Source organism: uncultured Roseobacter sp. (assembly GCF_947495025.1).
GTDB lineage: Bacteria > Pseudomonadota > Alphaproteobacteria > Rhodobacterales > Rhodobacteraceae > Roseobacter.
The window spans coordinates 192,887-212,480 of the sequence record NZ_CANLXG010000002.1 but is presented as its reverse complement, the minus strand read 5'-3'; the positions used below and the strand labels follow the sequence as shown (position 1 = coordinate 212,480).

Annotated in this window: 25 protein-coding genes; 11 read left to right on the top strand and 14 right to left on the bottom strand. The window is 58.8% G+C overall.

The genetic code is table 11. The features are described from left to right. Positions 1-11: 11 nt before the first annotated feature. On the top strand, positions 12-320 hold the full coding sequence (locus Q0792_RS09105) for an alpha/beta hydrolase (RefSeq protein ID WP_298839242.1): 309 nt from the start codon (positions 12-14) through the stop codon (positions 318-320). Here Q0792_RS09105 and Q0792_RS09100 read toward each other — a convergent pair. The 7 genes from Q0792_RS09100 to Q0792_RS09070 form a co-directional block, all read right to left on the bottom strand. After that, complete coding sequence (locus tag Q0792_RS09100) at positions 270-1,310, bottom strand: low specificity L-threonine aldolase (protein ID WP_298839239.1); 1,041 nt, start codon at positions 1,308-1,310, stop codon at positions 270-272. The two genes, Q0792_RS09105 and Q0792_RS09100, sit on opposite strands and share 51 nt — an antisense overlap. Continuing rightward, on the bottom strand, positions 1,310-1,780 hold the full coding sequence (locus Q0792_RS09095) for a YcgN family cysteine cluster protein (protein ID WP_298839236.1): 471 nt from the start codon (positions 1,778-1,780) through the stop codon (positions 1,310-1,312). The genes Q0792_RS09100 and Q0792_RS09095 overlap by 1 nt, the downstream gene beginning before the upstream one ends. Beyond that, the gene (locus Q0792_RS09090; RefSeq protein ID WP_298839234.1) at positions 1,777-2,709 is read right to left on the bottom strand and encodes a bifunctional riboflavin kinase/FAD synthetase; all 933 of its coding nucleotides are present in this window, start codon (positions 2,707-2,709) and stop codon (positions 1,777-1,779) included. The genes Q0792_RS09095 and Q0792_RS09090 overlap by 4 nt, the downstream gene beginning before the upstream one ends. A 65-nt stretch (positions 2,710-2,774) precedes the next feature. Continuing rightward, on the bottom strand, positions 2,775-3,218 hold the full coding sequence (locus tag Q0792_RS09085) for a MaoC family dehydratase (protein WP_298839229.1): 444 nt from the start codon (positions 3,216-3,218) through the stop codon (positions 2,775-2,777). Between the two features lie 90 nt (positions 3,219-3,308). Next, positions 3,309-4,181, bottom strand: coding sequence for a TIGR01459 family HAD-type hydrolase (locus Q0792_RS09080; RefSeq protein WP_298839226.1), 873 nt, complete (start codon positions 4,179-4,181; stop codon positions 3,309-3,311). 78 nt (positions 4,182-4,259) lie between these two features. After that, entirely contained in the window at positions 4,260-4,613 is a 354-nt protein-coding gene (locus Q0792_RS09075) for a DUF1294 domain-containing protein (RefSeq protein WP_298839223.1), read from the bottom strand. A 72-nt stretch (positions 4,614-4,685) separates the two neighbouring features. After that, complete coding sequence (locus Q0792_RS09070; RefSeq protein ID WP_298839219.1) at positions 4,686-5,606, bottom strand: manganese-dependent inorganic pyrophosphatase; 921 nt, start codon at positions 5,604-5,606, stop codon at positions 4,686-4,688. A 168-nt stretch (positions 5,607-5,774) separates the two neighbouring features. Between Q0792_RS09070 and Q0792_RS09065 the strand changes: the two genes are divergently transcribed. From Q0792_RS09065 to groL, 3 genes are all read left to right on the top strand, one after another. Beyond that, positions 5,775-6,455 (top strand): DUF2161 domain-containing phosphodiesterase, encoded by a 681-nt coding sequence (locus Q0792_RS09065; protein ID WP_298839216.1) that lies wholly within the window; start codon positions 5,775-5,777, stop codon positions 6,453-6,455. 173 nt (positions 6,456-6,628) lie between these two features. Then, on the top strand, positions 6,629-6,916 hold the full coding sequence (locus Q0792_RS09060; protein WP_298839213.1) for a co-chaperone GroES: 288 nt from the start codon (positions 6,629-6,631) through the stop codon (positions 6,914-6,916). 65 nt (positions 6,917-6,981) lie between these two features. Continuing rightward, positions 6,982-8,622 carry a chaperonin GroEL gene (gene groL, locus Q0792_RS09055; protein ID WP_298839211.1) on the top strand — a complete coding sequence of 547 codons (1,641 nt, stop codon included), beginning with the start codon at positions 6,982-6,984 and terminating at the stop codon, positions 8,620-8,622. A 72-nt stretch (positions 8,623-8,694) separates the two neighbouring features. On the opposite strand, the gene Q0792_RS09050 is transcribed toward groL, so the two are convergent. Continuing rightward, a complete protein-coding gene (locus Q0792_RS09050; RefSeq protein ID WP_298839206.1) occupies positions 8,695-9,132 on the bottom strand; it encodes a response regulator in 438 nt (145 codons plus the stop codon). Positions 9,133-9,332: 200 nt separating this feature from the next. Here Q0792_RS09050 and Q0792_RS09045 point away from each other — a divergent pair, with 200 nt between their 5' ends. Both Q0792_RS09045 and Q0792_RS09040 read left to right on the top strand, forming a co-directional pair. Then, on the top strand, positions 9,333-10,073 hold the full coding sequence (locus tag Q0792_RS09045; RefSeq protein WP_298839204.1) for an ATP-binding protein: 741 nt from the start codon (positions 9,333-9,335) through the stop codon (positions 10,071-10,073). Between the two features lie 112 nt (positions 10,074-10,185). Beyond that, entirely contained in the window at positions 10,186-11,034 is an 849-nt protein-coding gene (locus Q0792_RS09040; RefSeq protein WP_298839202.1) for a DMT family transporter, read from the top strand. On the opposite strand, the gene Q0792_RS09035 is transcribed toward Q0792_RS09040, so the two are convergent. After that, entirely contained in the window at positions 11,000-11,455 is a 456-nt protein-coding gene (locus Q0792_RS09035) for an NUDIX domain-containing protein (RefSeq protein WP_298839199.1), read from the bottom strand. The two genes, Q0792_RS09040 and Q0792_RS09035, sit on opposite strands and share 35 nt — an antisense overlap. Before the next feature lie 74 nt (positions 11,456-11,529). On the opposite strand from Q0792_RS09035, the gene Q0792_RS09030 reads away from it, so the two are divergent. Both Q0792_RS09030 and Q0792_RS09025 read left to right on the top strand, forming a co-directional pair. Next, positions 11,530-12,321, top strand: coding sequence for an alpha/beta fold hydrolase (locus tag Q0792_RS09030; protein ID WP_298841804.1), 792 nt, complete (start codon positions 11,530-11,532; stop codon positions 12,319-12,321). Next, on the top strand, positions 12,275-13,450 hold the full coding sequence (locus tag Q0792_RS09025) for an alpha-D-ribose 1-methylphosphonate 5-triphosphate diphosphatase (protein WP_298839196.1): 1,176 nt from the start codon (positions 12,275-12,277) through the stop codon (positions 13,448-13,450). The genes Q0792_RS09030 and Q0792_RS09025 overlap by 47 nt, the downstream gene beginning before the upstream one ends. Before the next feature lie 11 nt (positions 13,451-13,461). Here Q0792_RS09025 and Q0792_RS09020 read toward each other — a convergent pair whose 3' ends face one another. The 3 genes from Q0792_RS09020 to Q0792_RS09010 are packed head-to-tail and all read right to left on the bottom strand — an operon-like array spanning position 13,462 to position 15,292. Continuing rightward, the gene (locus Q0792_RS09020; protein ID WP_298839194.1) at positions 13,462-14,529 is read right to left on the bottom strand and encodes a 5-(carboxyamino)imidazole ribonucleotide synthase; all 1,068 of its coding nucleotides are present in this window, start codon (positions 14,527-14,529) and stop codon (positions 13,462-13,464) included. After that, positions 14,522-15,010 (bottom strand): 5-(carboxyamino)imidazole ribonucleotide mutase, encoded by a 489-nt coding sequence (gene purE, locus Q0792_RS09015; RefSeq protein WP_298839191.1) that lies wholly within the window; start codon positions 15,008-15,010, stop codon positions 14,522-14,524. Before purE ends, Q0792_RS09020 begins: the two co-directional genes overlap by 8 nt. Positions 15,011-15,067: 57 nt before the next feature. Next, positions 15,068-15,292, bottom strand: a complete 225-nt coding sequence (locus Q0792_RS09010) for a DUF465 domain-containing protein (RefSeq protein WP_298839188.1) — start codon at positions 15,290-15,292, stop codon at positions 15,068-15,070. 158 nt (positions 15,293-15,450) lie between these two features. Between Q0792_RS09010 and Q0792_RS09005 the strand changes: the two genes are divergently transcribed. The 3 genes from Q0792_RS09005 (at position 15,451) to Q0792_RS08995 (ending at position 17,064) form a co-directional block, all read left to right on the top strand. Then, a complete protein-coding gene (locus Q0792_RS09005; protein WP_298839185.1) occupies positions 15,451-15,864 on the top strand; it encodes an Hsp20 family protein in 414 nt (137 codons plus the stop codon). A gap of 3 nt (positions 15,865-15,867) precedes the next feature. Further along, the gene (locus Q0792_RS09000; RefSeq protein ID WP_298839182.1) at positions 15,868-16,092 is read left to right on the top strand and encodes a DUF1150 family protein; all 225 of its coding nucleotides are present in this window, start codon (positions 15,868-15,870) and stop codon (positions 16,090-16,092) included. Positions 16,093-16,161: 69 nt separating this feature from the next. Beyond that, the gene (locus Q0792_RS08995) at positions 16,162-17,064 is read left to right on the top strand and encodes a PhzF family phenazine biosynthesis protein (RefSeq protein ID WP_298839180.1); all 903 of its coding nucleotides are present in this window, start codon (positions 16,162-16,164) and stop codon (positions 17,062-17,064) included. On the opposite strand, the gene Q0792_RS08990 is transcribed toward Q0792_RS08995, so the two are convergent. Then, positions 17,040-18,383, bottom strand: coding sequence for a cytochrome P450 (locus tag Q0792_RS08990; protein WP_298839176.1), 1,344 nt, complete (start codon positions 18,381-18,383; stop codon positions 17,040-17,042). The genes Q0792_RS08995 and Q0792_RS08990 overlap by 25 nt on opposite strands. 121 nt (positions 18,384-18,504) lie before the next feature. Next, positions 18,505-19,485: a thioredoxin-disulfide reductase gene (gene trxB, locus Q0792_RS08985; protein WP_298839174.1), complete on the bottom strand. Its 981-nt coding sequence runs from the start codon at positions 19,483-19,485 to the stop codon at positions 18,505-18,507. Between the last annotated feature and the right edge of the window lie 109 nt (positions 19,486-19,594).

Below are 19,594 nucleotides of genomic sequence, written 5' to 3'. Positions count from 1 at the left end.
CAAAACATTACATGACAGAGCGTGTTCATATGGTGCCGGCCCAGACACCTGCGATCTTTGACGATAATGCAGGTCTGTTACGGCCCGGCGCCGCAGAGCGGGCAGATATGCCTGTGACCCTGATCCGTGGGGCGCAAAGTCTGGAAGTCACACGCCAAATCAACCACGCGCTGGCCCAGAGGCTGCCTGACGCGCATGAGGTGACGATCGGGGGTGCCGGACATATGAGCCCGGTTACCCACGCTAGTGAGACCGCAGAGGCAATCCGGTCACTGGTCGAAAAGGCCGAGGAACGTGTCAATCTGCGCGGTTGTCACTGACCAGTCGCAGACAAGGCGCGCCTCAAGCATCTCTTCGGGGTCATCGCCCTCCAGCTCGCCTGACCAGATATAATAGACCGCTCCGGCGTCATGCAGCGCGCGGTGAATGCGGCGCGGAAACGCTGCAAAGATCATGTTGGCCTGCGGTTCATGCACAAATTCTGCCCCGGCAGACCGCAACCCTGAGATCAGATGCGCGGCATTCGCATTCGCCTGACGCGCGGTTTCCAGCCAGAGATCGTTATCAAGGTATCCTGCCATTTGCGCCGACAGATAGCGGTGCTTGGAAAAGAGGTGTGCGCCCCGTTTGCGTCGCAGCTCGAACTCCCACGCCTTGTCCGGATCGAACATGATAACGGCTTCTACCCCCAGGCAGCCGTTCTTTGTGCCTCCGAAACTGACAACGTTAACGCCGGACTTCCAAGTCATCTCTGCTGGTGTGCACCCAAGAGCCACCATCGCATTTGCAAAACGCGCGCCATCCAGGTGGACCGGAAGATCATACTTTTTTGCCACATCTGTCAGGGCGCGCAGCTCTTCCAGGCTGTAGACACGGCCGCGTTCTGTCACCTGAGTGATCGACACAGGCCCGCGCTGAGGGCCATGCACACCGCGCGTGTTTTCAGAGCGGATCGCCGTTTCCAGCGCGTCTGCCGTCATCTTGTCGCCGCCGCGCACCAGCGTCAGTTTGGCCCCTGAATAAAACTCCGGCGCGTTGCATTCATCCTCGTGCACATGGGCGACCTCTGAGCAGAACGTCGTCTGCCAGGGCGCGCAATAGCAGGCCAGCGCCAGGCTGTTGGCAGCAGTACCTGTCGCGACAAGATAAACAGCGGCGTCCGGTGCCTCAAAAACATCGCGGATCCTGGCTTTTACACCGTCCATGATCGGATCAGCACCGTAGGGCAAAGCAAAGCCTGCGTTGGCCTCGTTTACGTGTTGCATCACCTGAGGGTGCGCGGCTCCGGCATTGTCAGAAGCAAAATACATCAGGTCGGCTCCTCAATTATATGCTCTTCCCATTCGTCTTCGGGAACGTCGAACTCGCTCAGGGTCATCCCGCGCACTGAAATGCCTGCATCATGGACTGACTGCGGGGTGCCGCTGATGAGCGGATGCCAGTCATAAAGCGGCTTGCCGAGCCACAGCAGCCGGTATGCACAGGTCTGTGGCATCCAGTAGGCATGCGTATCCAGATTGCCGGGCTTCAGAACAATGCAGTCGGGCACAAACTGGTGGCGGATGTCGTACTGCGCACAGCGGCAGCTTTCGTCATCCAGCAACCGGCAGGCGACGCGAGTCAGTGCAACGTCGCCGCTGTCTTCATCTTCCAGTTTGTTCAGGCAGCATTTCCCGCAACCGTCGCACAGCGCTTCCCATTCCTGATCGTTCATTGCCGAGAGCGGCTTGCGCTCCCAGAACCTGTGGCCGAGGCCTGCACGGTTGATCGGATCCTTCACAGCGCGGCCAGAATATCGCGTGTCCGGACGCTGTCAGCATCCATCTGGGTGATCAGGGCATCAAGCCCGTCAAACTTCGCCTCTGGCCGCAGGTATTCCACAAGACCGACCGACAAAGGTGTGCCGTAAAGGTCGCCCTGAAAGTCAAAGATGAAGGTTTCCAGGTTCGGGCGGTTTTCCCCGAACATCGGGCGCACGCCCATCGAGGCGACACCGTGATAACTGCCTGCGTGGGGTCCGCTGAGCACGTCAACCAGCACCGCATAGACACCAAAGGCGGGGGGGTGCAGCCCATCGATGGACATATTGGCCGTCGGATATCCCAGCTCGCGGCCGCGTTGTTCGCCGCCGATCACCGGCCCCTCAATCCTGTGCCAGTGGCCCAGCATCGCCGCTGCATCGCGCGGCGCACCATCACTCAGAGCACGGCGGATTGCGGTGGAAGAAACAGTGGTTTCCGCCTGAGACACAAGTGGTGCAACAGTGACACCAAAATCCATTTGCCGGCCAAACTGTACAAGATCCGCGGCGGTCCCCGCGCGTCCCTTACCAAAGCAGAAATCCGAGCCGACAATCACGTGTTTCAGGCCGAACCCATCCGCAATAACCCGACGCGCAAACTCCTGTGGCGCAAGAGCCGCAAGGGCGGCATTGAAGTTGAGTTCGCACAGAACTTCGACTCCCAGCTTTTCAAGGCGACTGGCACGGGCTTCACGGCTCATCAGGCGAAAGGGCGGGGCATCCGGTGCAAAAAAAGCCCGTGGGTGCGGCTCGAAAGTCAGGACCCCCAGCGGTGCATCCGGTGCAGCGGAGCGCGCCAGCGAGATCACCGACTGGTGACCGATATGCACCCCGTCAAAATTGCCGATGGCGGCGGTGGCACCGCGGTCTGCCGGGTCTACAAACTGATAGTCGCGCAGTATTTTCATGCCCCGTGGTTAGCCGCCGGGGCGCACAGGTGCAAGCCGTGAGAGGCGCTTTCAGGAGCGCGCGATCAGTCGAATTTGCGCGAGGGCGCCAGGACAGTCGCTTCGCCTGCCAGTACCTTTTTGCCGTCGACGCTACACTGGCACTCCATCCGGACCCTGCGTTTGGCGGGATCAATGTCGGTAACAGTGACCTCGGCGTGCACCAGATCGCCCGGGCGGACCGGTGCGAGGAACTTCAGGGACTGGCCAAGGTATACCGTACCGTGGCCGGGCAGCTGTTCACCGATCACCGCAGAAATCAGCCCCGCGGTCAGCATCCCGTGTGCGATGCGCCCCCCGAAGATCGTATCGCGTGCGTAGTCATCGTCCAGGTGTACCGGGTTCCGGTCCGTGGAGATCTGCGCAAACATTTCGATGTCTTCGTCCGTCACTACCTTCTGAAGGTAGCGGGACATCCCCATTTCGATGTCTTCGATGCAGATCGTGCCTCGGGGCAGGTTATCCAACATTGCGCGCCTTCCGGTAATTTTCTGAAACTTACGACACTAAAGTTGAAACTTAATTACTTTGCGGGCGCAGAAAATCAAGGGAAAAATAGGTCAGCGCAAATGCCCTATTGTAAAGGTCGGACTCGATTTTTCCTTTGAAAGATAGGAGGCTAGCGCATCCGGATCGGGTTGCTCAGAAGTCTTTGTTTCTTCTGCCGCAAGGCCGCCGGAAATAAACAGCGAATCAATATCCTCTCCCATGGCCCCGGCTATGTCGGTGAGTATGCCGTCACCGATTGCCAGAATCCGGTCGTCCGGGACGCGCGCGCCCAGCTCCGCCAGCCTGCGGCGTGCGAGATCATAGATCGGCGGATAGGGTTTGCCGAAATAGAGGCTCTCACCGCCCATTTCAGTATACAGAGCGGCCAGGGCACCGGCACACCATTCGCGGACCTCGCCCCGGTCCACCACGATATCCGGATTGGCACACAGGAGTTTCAGGCCCATCTGCTTGGCCATCAGAAACTGTGGGCGCATGACAGCGGGCTCTGCGAGGCTGTCGAACGGGCCGGTGCAGACCATTCCCTCGGCGTCTTCCAGCGCCACCCTCTCTATGACCAGCGGGTTATCGACGACGTTGATCGGTTCAAAGAATTTCAGGTCAGTGGGTGGCCCGATGTGCCAGACCTTTTTCCCGACGACACCCCGGTACATGGCTGACCGGGCGCTGTCGCCTGATGTGGCAATGGTGTCCCAGGCATCATCCGGCACGCCAAAGTGGACCAGCTGTTTGCGAACGCCGGCCCGCGGACGTGGGGAGTTGGTGACGAGTACTACCTTGCCCCCGCTTGCGCGATATTTCTGCAGCGCCGAGACGGCACCAGGGAGAGCCTGCACGCCGTTGTGCACGCAGCCCCACAGATCGACAAAAAGCGCGTCATATTGCGCGGAAATTTCGGCAAGTGCGGAGATGATCCGGGTCATTCTGAGCGGTATCCTGAACTGGGAGCTGTTGCCGTTCTATGCCGGACTGGCCGTGTAATCGCCAGACAAAAGCTCTGCTCAGTTGCTGACGCTCTGAAAAAACCGGGGTGTGTCGCGATCTTTCTTCGCGCCGAAGCCGGAGAACTCCAGTGTCTCAAGATGACTCAGCGCAAGCGGCACCACGATAACACCTGCCCAGATCACAGGGACGACATTCAGCATAAACCCAAAAGGCTGCTTTCTGGTTTTGTGCCGGAACCTGCGCTGTGCCAGTTTCGCCGCGGGCCAGCCACCGCAGAGCGACAGGGCAAGCAGTGTGATTTCGGGTATCCGGCGTGTCTTTGCCAGCGCGCGATGTTTGTCGGAACGGAATGCCATCCAGGTCATGGCATTCAGCGGAACGAGATAGAAAAGAACAGCGGTCAGGGTCATATGCCCTGCGTGGCGTGGCAAAACGGCGCCAATGCGGCGCCGTTCGGAAAAATTATGGCATTTGAAAAATGGTTAGACCGCGAGATTCGGGATGATCTGTTTTTTGCGGCTCATTATGCCGGGCAATACGACCGTGTCGCCATCCACTGCGGCATCAAAGCTTTTCTCGGCCACGGTTTTCACAGTGTCGTTGGGCACCAGCAGAGTTGCCTCTTCATTCAGGATGTCGACGACAAAAAGCAGTACTTCGTCAGCGCCGTCTTCTTTGGCTACGCCGGGCATGGCCGCCATCAACGCATCCTTGCGGTCAAGAACCTGCGCCGGTGAGGTGGTTTCCAGAACCGACACCCGGAACTGCTTGCCGCCAACCGCGTATTCCTTGCTGTCCATGCGCAGCAGTTCTGCTTCTGAAAAGGCAGAGACATCGGATTTTGCCGCGAACATTTCGGCTGCGTATTCTGCAATATCAACGCCCAGATCTTTGGCCAGATCATGCGCAATTGCCTTGTCTTCCTGCGTGGTTGTCGGGCTACGGAACTCCAGCGTGTCCGACAGAATGCACGACAGCATGGCGCCTTTGACGTTTTCAGGCATCTGCGCCATGTCCTTGCCGATCATCTTCCACATGATGGTGGCCGTACAGGCGAGTGGTTCGATACGGATGTCGATCGGCCCTTTCGTTTCCAGTCCGCCGACCAGTTTGTGGTGGTCGATAATCTGGCGGATGTCGGCGTCATTGATATTGTCCGGCAGCTCCGCAGGGTTGTTGGTGTCAACGATCACAACAGGTGCGTCTTCATCGAGACGGCCTAGAACACGCGGCATGGTAAGCCCCCAGCGTTCGACGACGAATTTTGCCTCGGTATTTGGGTCACCCAACAACACGGCCTCGGCCTTTTCGCCTTTGATCTGGTTGAGATACCAGGCCCAGATAATGGGCGATCCTGTGCTGTCGGTGTCGGGGGACTTGTGGCCGAAAACGAGCGTGGTCATTTTTGTGTTCCTGATAATGCAACTGAATTCGCGGGCCTTATAGCATGGTGCTCTGCGTTGTCACCCCGCGCCTGCTGCAGTGCGGCATCGTGGTTTACAGCGGATGGAGGTTGCGGTCGGGCGTCCGTTGCGGGCAGGATCAAGCCAACCGGTTCCGGGACGGAAAAAGTGACGAAACCCAGCGAGACAAACCTTTATCCCCCTGTAAAATCCTTTCTTGAGGATCAGGGGTATGTGGTGAAGGCCGAAGTCGGGGCCGCCGATGTGGTTGCTGTCAGAGGGGGCGAGCCGCCGGTTGTGGTCGAGCTGAAGCTCGGATTTTCACTCGCGCTTTTTCATCAGTGCATTGCGCGACAGGCAGTAACGGACGATGTCTATCTGGCAGTGGCGCGTCAGCCGGGCAAACGCTTCGCAAGGGCACTGAAGGACAATACGGGCCTGGCGCGTCGCCTTGGGCTGGGGCTGATCACAGTGCGCCTGTCGGATGAGCTGGTCGAGGTGCATTGTGATCCGGGCCCGTTCAGCCCGCGCAAATCGGGAAAGCGTCAGACTGCGCTGCTGCGTGAATTTGCGCGACGGCAGGGAGATCCGAACGAAGGTGGACAGACCCGCAAAGGTCTTGTCACAGCCTATCGGCAGGACGCCCTTAAAATTGCGCTCTACCTTTTCGAAGCCGGTGCGAGCAAAGGCGCGGATGTGGCGCGTGAAACCGGCGTGTCCCGCGCGACGCGGATGATGGCTGATGATCACTACGGTTGGTTTGAGAGGGTGGAAAAGGGAATTTACGGTCTGACGCCTGCGGGCGCATCGGCGGTTACAGCTGCGAGCGACATCCTTGGCACCGGCTGAGATGGCCCGCGAAGATTCATAAAAATTTTGCAATGCCTCTGGTTGACAGCCACCGGACCCTTCCTTAGCTATGCGCCGTTAGCACTCACCACTGTCGAGTGATAACGGGCCGCCGCGCAACTGCTGCGGGGGCTCTGAATGGGAGAAACTTTGAGCCTCAAGGAGCTGCAAAGATGGCATTGAAACCGCTTCATGACCGCGTGCTGGTACGCCGCACGGAAAGCGAAGAGAAAACTGCTGGCGGACTGATCATCCCCGACAGCGCAAAAGAGAAGCCCTCCGAGGGCGAAGTGGTGGCTTGCGGTGCAGGCGCACGCAAGGACAGCGGCGAGCTGATCGAGATGGCTGTAAAGCCTGGTGACAAAATCCTGTTCGGCAAATGGTCCGGCACAGAGGTGTCGCTCGAAGGCGAAGAACTGCTGATGATGAAAGAAAGCGACATCATGGGGATCATCGAGTAAGCGCAACCGCTGCTCTGAACCTTTCGCTGACTTCAAACTGATATTTCTCAAGAGGAGAAGACAACATGGCAAAAGACGTCAAATTCGACACCGATGCCCGCAACCGTATGCTGCGGGGCGTGAACGTCCTGGCAGACGCGGTCAAAGTGACCCTGGGCCCCAAAGGCCGTAACGTGGTTCTGGACAAATCCTTCGGCGCTCCGCGCATCACAAAAGATGGTGTTTCCGTAGCCAAGGAAATCGATCTCGAGGACAAGTTCGAGAACATGGGCGCGCAGATGGTCAAAGAAGTGGCCAGCCGCACCAATGATGAAGCAGGCGACGGTACAACAACCGCGACTGTTCTGGCACAGGCCATCGTAAAAGAAGGTATGAAATCGGTTGCCGCTGGCATGAACCCGATGGACCTCAAGCGTGGTATCGATCTGGCAACAACCAAAGTGGTTGAAGCAATCAAATCCGCGTCCCGTGAAGTTAACGACAGCGCAGAAGTTGCGCAGGTCGGCACGATCTCTGCCAACGGCGAAGCTGAAATCGGTCAGCAGATCGCAGACGCGATGCAGAAGGTTGGCAACGAAGGCGTTATCACCGTCGAGGAAAACAAAGGTCTGGAAACAGAAACAGACGTCGTCGAGGGCATGCAGTTCGACCGCGGCTATCTGAGCCCCTACTTTGTCACCAACGCTGACAAAATGACCACCGAGCTGGAAGACTGCATTGTGCTGCTGCACGAGAAAAAGCTGTCCTCGCTGCAGCCGATGGTGCCGCTGCTCGAGCAGGTTATCCAGTCTCAGAAACCGCTGCTGATCATTGCAGAAGATGTTGAAGGCGAAGCGCTGGCAACTCTGGTCGTGAACAAACTGCGCGGCGGTCTGAAAATCGCAGCTGTCAAAGCACCGGGCTTCGGCGATCGCCGCAAAGCCATGCTGCAGGACATCGCAATCCTCACAGGCGGTCAGGTGATCTCCGAGGATCTGGGCATGAAACTCGAGTCCGTCACGATGGACATGCTGGGTTCGGCCAAGAAAGTGCAGATCACCAAGGACGAGACAACAATCGTTGACGGTGCCGGCGAGAAAGCCGAGATCGAAGCACGTGTTGCTCAGATCCGCACTCAGATCGAAGAAACCACATCCGACTACGACCGTGAGAAACTGCAGGAACGTGTTGCCAAACTGGCAGGCGGTGTTGCTGTGATCCGCGTTGGCGGCATGACAGAAGTCGAAGTGAAAGAGCGCAAAGACCGCGTGGACGATGCTCTGAACGCGACACGTGCCGCTGTTCAGGAAGGCGTCGTCGTCGGTGGTGGTGTTGCTCTGGTTCAGGCAGGCAAAGCTCTGGACGGTCTCGAAGGCGTGAACAACGACCAGAACGTCGGCATTAACATCGTGCGTAAAGCCATCGAAGCGCCCCTGCGCCAGATTGCAGAGAACGCGGGCGTTGACGGTGCTGTTGTGGCGGGCAAGGTCCGCGAAAGCTCCGACGTCACATTCGGCTTCAATGCGCAGACCGAAGAGTACGGCGATATGTTTGCCTTTGGTGTGATCGACCCGGCCAAAGTTGTCCGGACTGCTCTGCAGGACGCGGCATCCGTGGCAGGTCTGCTGATCACCACCGAGGCAATGGTTGCTGACAAGCCGGCCAAAGAGGGCGCAGCACCTGCTGGCGGTATGCCCGACATGGGCGGCATGGGCGGCATGATGTAAGCCACCCCGGCATTGCAGAAAAATCAGGGCCCGCCGTTCAGGCGGGCCCTTTTTCGTCCGTACCTGCCGGTTTCAGGCCGGTATCGACGCTGTCTGGTTGTCGCCACCCAGCGTACTGAGCGCAGCAAAAAGGCTGTCCCGCGGATTGTCTTTGCACAGATGCGCCGCAACATGTGGTTCGTAAGGAGTGAGAGCGTCACGTGTGATCTCGTGGGAGGAGAAGGGCAGTACCACGATGTCCTGAAGCGACGGATCGGCGCTGACGACATCGAGAAATTCGATCCCGTTCATACGCGGCATGTTGATGTCGAGCGCCACGATAAACGGGGGCAGTGCGCCCCCGGCGGTTTCGACCTCATTGTGCAGAATATCAAGTGCTTCCCGGCCATCCCGGGCGACAAGCGTGCGGTTATCGATCTCCAGTTTTCGCATTGCCCGCTGCATCGCCATGATGCTGATCTGGTCGTCATCGACCAGCAGAAATGTGGCATCGTTCAGTTGTCCGGCCATGTGCGTTCCTCGGGGTTTGCGTTGTGTCTTTGTGCAGCCCGCATCCGGTTGAATGGGGCGCCCTGCGATGGCGCTCTTGTAGGCTCAAGAGGTTTACAGAGCGTTGTCCGGTGATGTTTCCCGGCAGAGCGGCGCTGTTAACCGAGTGTTCAAGGCTGCCTGTTACCACCACCTTCACACTGAATTCTGAGGTCCAGTCTATGAATTACCCTGATATGATTTCGGACAATGCGGACCGGTCCGTTCCCGCGGATAGTGCTCGCGCGTCGAAGGAGTTCGAGGATTTCGTCTATCTTATCAGTCACGATGTCCGGAATTCCGTCCGGGCCCTGATCGAACTGCCACAATGGATCGAAGAAGATCTTTCCGAAGCCGGTGTTCGGATGGATGGTCCGATCGGCCGGAATATCGAGCTGATGAACAGGCATACCGGACGGCTGGATCGCATGCTTGTGGATCTTCTGACGTTCTCCCGTGTCGGGCGGATGCAGGACATGGTGTCCGCGGATCTGGCGGGCGTACTCGAAGAGGTGCTGGATGAGGTAATTCTGCCCGGTGGGTTCAGGCTTGTGAGCGCTTTTGACTGCACTCATGTCCGGATTGGCGAGCGCGACATCCTGACCCTGCTGACGGCCCTGATATCCAATGCAGTCAAGCATCACGATGGCGATGCGGGAAAAATCATCGTTTCTGCGCATGAGGAAAAGGACGGTGTTGTCCTGTGTGTCAGCGACGATGGTCCGGGTATTCCCGAAGATTTCCGCAACCAGGTTATGGACGCAATGACCACATTGCGCCCCCGCGATGAAGTCGAAGGAAGCGGTATGGGGCTCGCAATCGCGCGAAAAATCGCATTGCGCTACGGCGGCTCGATTTCCCTGAGCAGTGCCGGAGATGGCCGCGGTACGCGGGTCAAAGTCATATTGCCTCTGCAACGATAGAAAAACTTCCGGTTTTGTCGGCCGTTTTCCGGGTGATCACATTTGCGGCACGGTGTCTGGTGAACTGAACATTGTACTTGGCCGCATTGATGCGAACAGCTAATCGGAAGCAATGCGCCTGATACTGCTGACCGTTGTCACTATGGTGGCTTTCGCCTCCAATTCGCTGCTGACCAGGCTGGCAGTCGATACAGGCGCTTCCGACCCTTACAGTTTTGCGCTGCTGCGTGTGCTGGCAGGTGCCAGTGTGCTCGCAGCAATTCTGGCAATCAGCGGAAAGGGAAACGCATTCAGCCCGCATCAGAGGGCGGTAGGTGCGCTGAGCCTTGCCGTCTACATGATTGGATTTTCACTGGCCTATCTGACGCTGGACGCAGGCCTTGGCGCTCTGATCCTTTTCGGCGTTGTGCAGATTACGATGTTTTCGCACAGCGCTCTGACCGGCTCGGTCCCGACGCTGCGTCAGATGACGGGGGCCGCCGTCGCTTTTTCGGGGTTACTTCTTGTTTTGTGGCCCGGTGACGCTGCTCCGACCGATATCGTGGGTGCGGCCTTTATGGTACTGGCAGGGCTCGGGTGGGCCGTCTACACGATCTCGGGCCGTTCTGCTGCTGACCCTCTGGCAATGACCGGTGCAAATTTTTTATTGTGTCTGCCAGTCATGTTACTCTTTTTGCTGGCACCGGACAGGAACGTGACGGCGTCGGGATACCTGCTCGCGCTGATCTGCGGCGCGCTGACATCGGGTCTGGGGTATGCACTGTGGTATCTGGTTCTGCCGCAGCTGCAACAGACGGTCGCAGCAGTCGTCCAGCTGAGCGTTCCGGTAATCGCGATCGCCGGCGGTGCTGTGCTTCTCGGAGAACCCGTTGCCATTCAGGTTGTCGTCGCCGCCACTCTTGTTCTTGGCGGAATCGCTCTGGCGGTTACATCACAATCGTCTCAAGCGGGTCGTAAATAGCGGTCTCATCATCGGAAAATGCAACTCTGCGCAATCCGTCTGGCTTTAAGCGCACGGAATCCAGCTCATCGGCAGTAACCCACATGTGCTGATCGACAATGTTCTCCGGATCCCGCCAGTCGTGGTCAATTCTTGCGTCACCAACAATGCAACAACGGAAAAACACTTCGATCTGGTGAAAGCCGATACGCGGGTCGTGAAACTCGTTGACCATACAGGGTACACCGACCTCGATGCTCAGGCCGGTTTCTTCATACACCTCGCGCGCGAGATTTTCGGGCAGACTGGTGCCCGGGTCTGCACCGCCACCCGGTGCGCACATGAGATCGCTTTTGCCGTCTGGCCAGGCGTTGACGATAAGCAGCCGGCCTTCATGCACAATGACAGCACGCACAGCGATACGAGGCGTTTTTGAAGTCATCCGAATCTTATTCCCCGCAATTTCGCGTGACGTCATTCTTTTGTAACGGTGCAATTGCGCCTATCTCAATGATCATGAGACACGCAGGCGTTCTTTTGGTTGTCGTATCGCTGTTCTGGGGCCTGGCCGCCCCGGCGCAGGCGCGTTGTGTGGTTTTGCTGCACGGTCTTGCGCGTACAGAGTTTTCTTTTGCACTGATGGAGGCAGCACTGGCATCCGAAGGCTATCAGGTTGTCCGTCCCGGATATCCGTCCACGTCAGCTGAGGTCGAGGAACTGGTCCGGCGCACTGTTCCGGATGCGGTTTCGTCCTGCGGTCCACGCAATACAGTTGATTTTGTGACCCATTCTATGGGTGGCATCCTCGTGCGCCAGTGGGCAGCTGCCAACCCCGAGGCGCCCATTGGCCGCGTCGTCATGCTGGCACCGCCCAATCAGGGCAGCGAACTGGTTGACGCACTGGATGACATCGAGGCTTTTGACTGGATCAATGGCCCGGCCGGTGCGCAACTGGGAACAGGACCGGACTCGCTCCCGCGCAGTCTGCCCCCAGTGAATTTTCAGCTTGGTGTGATCGCCGGTGATCAGTCACTGAACCCGTACTTCTCCTCGCTTCTTCCCGGGCGTGACGATGGCAAGGTGTCTGTGGCGTCAACCCGGGTTTCAGGTATGCGGGACCATATTGTACTGCCTGTGACGCATACCTTTATGATGAACAACCCGCGTGTAATTGCGCAGACGGTGGCCTTTCTCGGTGCCGGCGAATTTGACCATTCTCTCAGCTGGCTTGATGCGGTACTTGGACAGCTGGGCTGTCCGGATGGCAGCTGTATGCCAGGGGTGGGAACTGCAGTTGGTAAGCCTTGATCTTGTAAATGCCCGCGTTCTGCGGCCCCGGGGGCTGGAGCACGACACACTGTCATTTGCCGGTGGATTCATCGCGGAGGAACCTGTCGGGCGGCCTGTCGACCTGAGCGGGTTTCTCGTTTTGCCGGGTATCGTTGATCTGCACGGAGACGCGTTTGAGCGGCATCTGGCACCACGGCGGGGGGCAATGAAGCAGATGTCCGAAGGTCTTGTGGCAACAGCCGCAGAGCTTGCGGCGAATGGCATTACCACCGGTGTTCTGGCGCAGTTTGTGAGCTGGGAAGGTGGGGTGCGTGGTCCGGAGTTTGCCGAAAAGGTCTTTGAGGCGATCCGGGATACAGCGCCGACGCTGGATACAGATATCCGCGCGCAACTGCGCCTCGAGATGCACCTTCTGGACCTGTACGAAGACCTGCCCGACAAGCTCCGGGACTGGAGTGTGGACTACGTCGTGTTCAATGATCATCTGCCGCATGACCGTCTCGCCGAAGGGCGGCGGCCACCTCGTCTGACGGGCCAGGCTCTCAAGGCGGGGCGCAATCCGGACGCCCATTTTGAGATGTTGCTTGAACTGCATGCGCGCCGTGCTGATGTGCCGGCGGCGCTGGACCGTCTGTGTGGACGGCTGGCCGAAAGAAATGTGCTTATGGGCAGCCATGACGACAATACAGCGGCAGAACGAAGCGCCTGGAATGCACGGGGTGCCAGACTGGCCGAGTTTCCGGAAACAGCCGAAGCCGCCGAGGCCGCCCGGGAAACGGGCGATACGATCATCCTCGGCGCGCCGAACGTCGTGCGCGGAGGTTCGCACAAGGGAAACGCGAGCGCGGTGGAACTTGTGGCGATGGGGCTCTGTGATGCGCTGGCGTCGGACTATCACTACCCCAGCCCGCGCCGCGCGGCGCTCATGCTGGCAGACAGCGGCGTGACCGACTTTGCCGGTGCGTGGTCGCTGGTCTCGCACGGTCCTGCAAAGGCGCTTGGCCTTCACGACAGAGGCACCCTGGACGCCGGGAAACGGGCTGATATCGTTATCCTCCACGAGAAAACCCGCCGGGTCGCTGCCTCCCTTGCGGGGGGCAGTTTCACCTTTCTGTCGGGCGAGCTCGGATCCCGCCTGTTTACCTGAAATTCACAGGATCAGCGGGCGATCCGGTTGACATGACCCATTTTCCGGCCCGGCTTGATATCGGCTTTGCCATAGAGATGCAGTGCAGCGTCTTTTTCCCGGGCGATTTGCGGCACCCTGTGCATGTCGTCTCCGATAAGGTTCTCCATCACAACATCCGCATAGCGCGAGCCGTCTCCCAGTGGCCAGCCTGCGACGGCGCGAATGTGTTGCTCGAACTGGTCTACGGCACAGCCGTTCTGGGTCCAGTGGCCGGAGTTGTGAACCCGTGGCGCGATTTCATTCACGATCAGCCCGCCCGGTGTCACAAAAAGCTCGACACCCAGAACACCGACGTAGTCCAGGGCATTGAGGATTTTCGCTGCCATAAGAACGGCATCGGTGCGCTGTGACGCGCTCAGCCGTGCGGGAACAGTTGTGGTGTGAAGAATGCCGTCACGGTGTACGTTTTCGCCCGGATCGAAACAGGCCACATCGCCGTTTTCACTGCGGGCCGCGATCACGGAAACCTCATGGGTAAAGTTCACAAACCCTTCAAGAACAGCCGCCTCGCCGCCCATCTCCCGGAACGCAGTGTCCGCATCTGACGGTGACATCAGCCGCGACTGGCCCTTGCCGTCGTAGCCGAACCGGCGCGTTTTCAGGATAGAGGGCGTGCCCGCCTGTTCCAGTGCCACGTCAAGACCGGCCCGGTCTGACACACCTGCGAAAGGGGCGACCTGAAGGCCGAGATCCTGGAGAAATGTCTTTTCCGTCAGTCGGTCCTGGCTGATGCGCAGCGCCTCGCGTCCCGGTCGGATGGGCACAATGTTTTCGATCACATCCAGCGCGGCCGTCGGGATGTTCTCGAACTCATAGGTGACCACGCTGACGCTTTTTGCAAAAGCGGTCAAAGCCTGCGCGTCGTCATAAGATGCGGTGGTAACCACTTCCGAAACATGACCGGCGGGCGCGCCCGCACCCGGTTCAAACACGTGGGCCCGAAGTCCAAGGCGGGCGGCCGCGACAGACAGCATGCGGCCAAGCTGGCCACCGCCCAGAATGCCAATTGTCGCCCCGACGGGCAGCGGGTTACTCATCGACGGGGCTCTCCGGAATTGATGCAGAAAGGGCTGCGCGCCAGGCGTCGAGGCGTTGCGCCAGATCCTGGTCCTGCAGAGCCAGGATACCTGCCGCCATCAGCCCGGCATTTTTCGCACCGGCGGCCCCGATGGCCATCGTCGCGACCGGATAGCCGCGGGGCATCTGGAGGATGGAATAGAGCGAATCGACGCCCGAAAGAGCGCGCGTCTGAACCGGTACACCGATCACCGGCACGCGGGTTTTCGAGGCCATCATACCAGGCAGATGCGCCGCCCCACCTGCACCTGCAATAATCACCTGCAACCCGCGGTCCACGGCCGTTTTGCCATAGTCCCACAGGCGGTCAGGCGTCCGGTGCGCAGAGACGATGCGTTTTTCAAAGGCGACGCCCAGTTCGTCCATAATATCGGCTGCTTCGGACATTGTGGGCCAGTCCGACTGGCTGCCCATAATGATTCCGACAGATACGGTGGTCATGAAAAAGGCCCCTTACGCCCGTGACTTGCGAAGCGGCACTATAGCCAAAACCAGGGGTCAGGCAATGATGTCGGGCGTCAGGCGGTCTTCGATCTGTGCAATCAGGTCTTTCAGCCGCAGCTTGCGCTTTTTCAGCCGTTGCAGGGTCAGCTGATCACTCACGCCTTTCTCGACCAGCGCGTGGATCGCTTCATCCAGGTCGCGGTGCTCACGGCGGAAAACCTCAAGTTCCACGCGCAGCACCTCATCGGTTTTCATCGACAGATCCGAGGGGGCATTCATGTCATGCGTGATTCCAAAGCTGCAGTGAACATAACATAGGGTGTCGCAGACAAACCGCCTAGCCCTTGCGTCATCAAAGGATGCTCCCCATATTCACCTCAGGTGTCGCCAAAAAGGGGCCCTGAATGACTGTCGCTTGACCACAAAGGACGTGTCGTATGACGAAAATGACGCTGGGATCTTATCCCCATATGCTGGGTTTTGAGCAGCTGGAGCGCCTGCTTGAGCGTACCGCCAAATCCGGCAACGAAGGCTATCCGCCTTTCAATATCGAACAGACCTCTGATTTTTCCTATCGTATCACGCTGGCGGTGGCCGGTTTTGCCGAAGACGATCTGTCGATCACTGTAGAAGACCGCCAGCTGGTCATCCGGGGACGGCAGACGGACGACAGCGAGGGGCGGATTTTCCTGCATCGCGGGATCGCTGCACGGCAGTTCCAGCGGAGTTTTGTTCTGGCAGACGGCGTCGACGTGGGCGAGGCCGTGATGGAAAACGGCCTGCTGCACGTGGATCTGACCCGCGCGCGGCCACAGAAGGTCGTTCAGACGATCAGCATCAAGAAGGGGTAAGACATGACAGAAGCATTTGATTCAGCACCCGAAGCGACCCGCATTGTCTATGTAAAGACCGTGGATGTGGCAGAACTGCCTGATGAAGTTCAGGGTCAGGTTGAAGGGTTTGAGCACCTCTACGCCGTTCATGACGCCGAGGGCCAGCAGCTGGCACTGGTTGCGGACCGCAAACTGGCGTTCCGGCTTGCGCGTCAGAACGATTATGCACCCGTCGCGGTGCATTGACCCCGACACCGGAACGTTGAATTCTGAAAAGGCCGCAGTTCCCTGCGGCCTTTTTTCATGGAGCCTGGTATGCAGTTCAGTTTTGATTGGGTCGACGCCTTTTCTGATGTGCCCTTTGGCGGAAACGGATGTGCCGTTGTGCACGACGGAGCCGGTCTGCCCGACGATCTCTGCATGGCATATGTGCGGGAAACATCACTGGTTGAATGTACTTTTACCGGGCCGTCTGAAGTCGCCGATCTGCGCGTGCGGTATTTTCTGGCCAGCCGCGAAATCCCGTTTGCCGGTCACCCGACAATTGCCACGGTTGTCGCCCTGCGTGCGCGGAACATAATCGGAGACGGGGATCTGGTGCTGGAAACCCTGGCCGGCAATATCCCCGTGTCCGTTCAGGGGAACCGGGTGAAAATGACGCAGAATGCGCCGGTCTTTGGTCAGCGGTTACCGGAAGACCTTGTCGCCGCTGTCGGCGGGATCAGTCCAGAGGACATCATTGCACCCCCGCAGATTGTGTCGACGGGTCTGCCATTCTGCATAACACTGCTGAAAGACAGGGCTGTTCTGGACAGCCTGGAACTGGATGCTGCAGCACTGCGCCGGTTTGCTGATCATCTGGGGCAACCGGGCACGGATATGATGGAACCCTTCTGGGTGACCCGGCACGATACTCCGGAGGGAAGTGATACCATCAGCCGCCTGCTGATTGCTCCGCCCAGTCCGCCCGAGGATCCCTTTACCGGATCGGCGACGGGCGCGATGGCTGCGTTCCTCTGGCAGGGTGGTCATATCAGTCGCCCGGAATTTGTTGCCGCGCAGGGCGATGGCATGGGCCGTCCGGGTCGTGCGCAGGTGCGCGTGCTGGGAGCACGCGATGCGATTTCAGGTGTTGAAGTCAGCGGCGCCGGAACGGTTGTGATGTCGGGTCAGGTGACATTCCCCCCGGCGGATCAGGCGGCCATGCGCAAATGCTGATCGCCCTTTCGAAGCACGATCGGCAAACCACCTTTCGGTTTCGGGATCGGCATCCGTTGCCAGTCCGGTGCGCCATGGGGCAGGACCACATGGTGATCCCGCAGAAGGGTCGCAACGAATAGCTTCACCTGCATCCGCGCAAAATGCATGCCGATACACTTGTGGGCGCCGCCGCCGAATGGCGTCCAGGCAAAACGGTGACGCTGGTCCTCGGCACGCTCGGGTGAAAAACGGTCCGGGTCGAAGGTATCAGGGTTTGTGTAGAGGTCCGGCGACAGCATCGTTACCCCGGGGTTGAGCGCCAGCGAAGTGCCCGCGGGGATATCGTAGCCGTGCCAGTGGAAATCCCGCAACGCCTTGCGGGGAATGAACGGGACCGGCGGCACAAGGCGCAGCGCTTCGCGGAAAACCTTGTCGGTTTCGGTCATGCTGCTCAGGGCCTCCTCGTCCAGAGGGCCCTTACCCAGTGCCGCTACCTCGCGCAGAATACGTTTCTGCCAGTCCGGATGGCTGCCAAGTGCGGCCATCATCACAGAAAGCGATGTTGCCGTCGTGTCGTGGGCTGCCATGATCAGCAGGTTGAACTGGTTCAGGATCTCATCCTCGGTCCAGACTTTGCCGTCTTCATCCTGCGCCAGGCACATGCGGGAGAAGAAATCATCTCCCCCTTTGGCGCGCCGCTCGGGGATCATTGTCCGGAAGGTTTCGCGCAGAAAATCCCGGCCGCGCACACCGTGCCACATCGGTGTCAGAGGAAAAGGCTGACGGATCGGCGTGACCGACGCGCGGATTTCATCAGTGATCGCCCGGTTGATGCGCTTTGCCAGATCACCGTCCAGCGGCAAACCCATGAACACGGCGCCGCCGACGCGCAGCGTCAGATCCTTGATCGCGGTATAAAAACAGAACGGCGTGTCCTTGGGCCAGGTCGTCACCAGGTCAGCCATCGTTTCCGCCATGCGGTCCCGATAATCCCGGATCGCCGAAGCCCGGAATGCCGAATTCATTATGCGCCTGTTCTGTCGGTGGTGATCAAAGTCCTGGAGGATCAGACCACCGGGATAGATGCGCGCCAGTGCGTCCCACCCACCTTCGGAGGAGAAGTTTTTCTCCTGATCCATCAGGACGTATTCCAGCGCATCTGGCCCGCACATATTCACCCGCCAGACCCCGAGCATTCTGGTTTTGTAAACGTCGCCGTAGCGCCGGATGTATTCCTGCTGCGTGCCATAGCTGTCGCGCGCGATAGTCAGGGTGTGGCCGATGACCGGCGGAACAGGAGGGCCAGGGATGTGGGAAAGGGCGGCACGGGTGGGCATATTGGACCTCGCAGGAGACGAAAAAGCAGCGTGTCTCAGTGGACACAGACTGCTTTATCCGTCTGCAAGGTTTGGGGCGGCTTAACCCACCGTACGCACGCAACACCTCGGCGATGCGGCTTTATTCCGCGGCACTCTCTGAGAGCACTGCGGTCTCGTCTGTTTCGTTCTCTGCGAGGAAACGTTCAGCCTCAAGTGCTGCCATACACCCCATGCCCGCCGATGTGACGGCCTGGCGGTACTTGTGATCTGTGAGATCGCCAGCGGCAAACACGCCAGGGATGGAGGTTTCGGTGCTGTCAGGCTTTGTGACGACATAGCCGCCCATGTGAGTTTCCAGCACGTCGGCGACCAGCTCGTTTGCCGGAGCATGGCCGATTGCAACAAAGACACCCTTTGCCGTGATTTCACTGATTTCGCCGGTTTTAGTGTGTTTCACGCGTACAGCTTCAACACCCAGCGGAGCATCTGTGCCGATGACTTCCTCAAGCTCGTGGAACCACAGGGGCTCAATTTTCGGATTTTTCATCAGCCGGTCGATAAGTATTTTTTCTGCACGCAGTTCATCGCGGCGGTGAATCAGGGTGACCTTAGACGCAAAGTTTGTCAGAAAAAGTGCTTCTTCTACGGCAGTGTTGCCGCCCCCGATGACCACAATCTCCTGACCACGGTAAAAGAATCCGTCACATGTTGCACAAGCGGATACGCCAAAGCCCTTGAACTTTTCTTCTGACGGCAGACCCAGCCATTTTGCGCGCGCGCCGGTCGCCAGAATGACCGCGTCGGCGACATAGGTCGTGCCACTGTCACCGGTGGCGACAAAAGGGCGGGTGCTGAGGTCCAGATCGTTGATGATGTCACCGATGATCTCGGTGCCCATGGCCTTTGCATGCGCTTCCATGCGCACCATCAGGTCGGGCCCCTGGACTTCTGTATCTCCGGGCCAGTTTTCCACTTCTGTTGTTGTGGTAAGCTGACCGCCGGGCTCGATACCCTGAACCAGGATGGGTTCAAGCATTGCACGGCTGGCGTAAATGCCTGCGGTGTATCCCGCCGGGCCGGACCCGATAATAAGAACGCGTGTTTTCCGTGTGTCGCCCATTGGATCCCCCGAGAATCTGGCTCTGTGTAGCAGACCCGATATACAGTCCGGCGGCGTTGTCTTAAACCCCCGCCGTCGCCGCGTCAGTTACAGGTCCGGCTGCTACGTT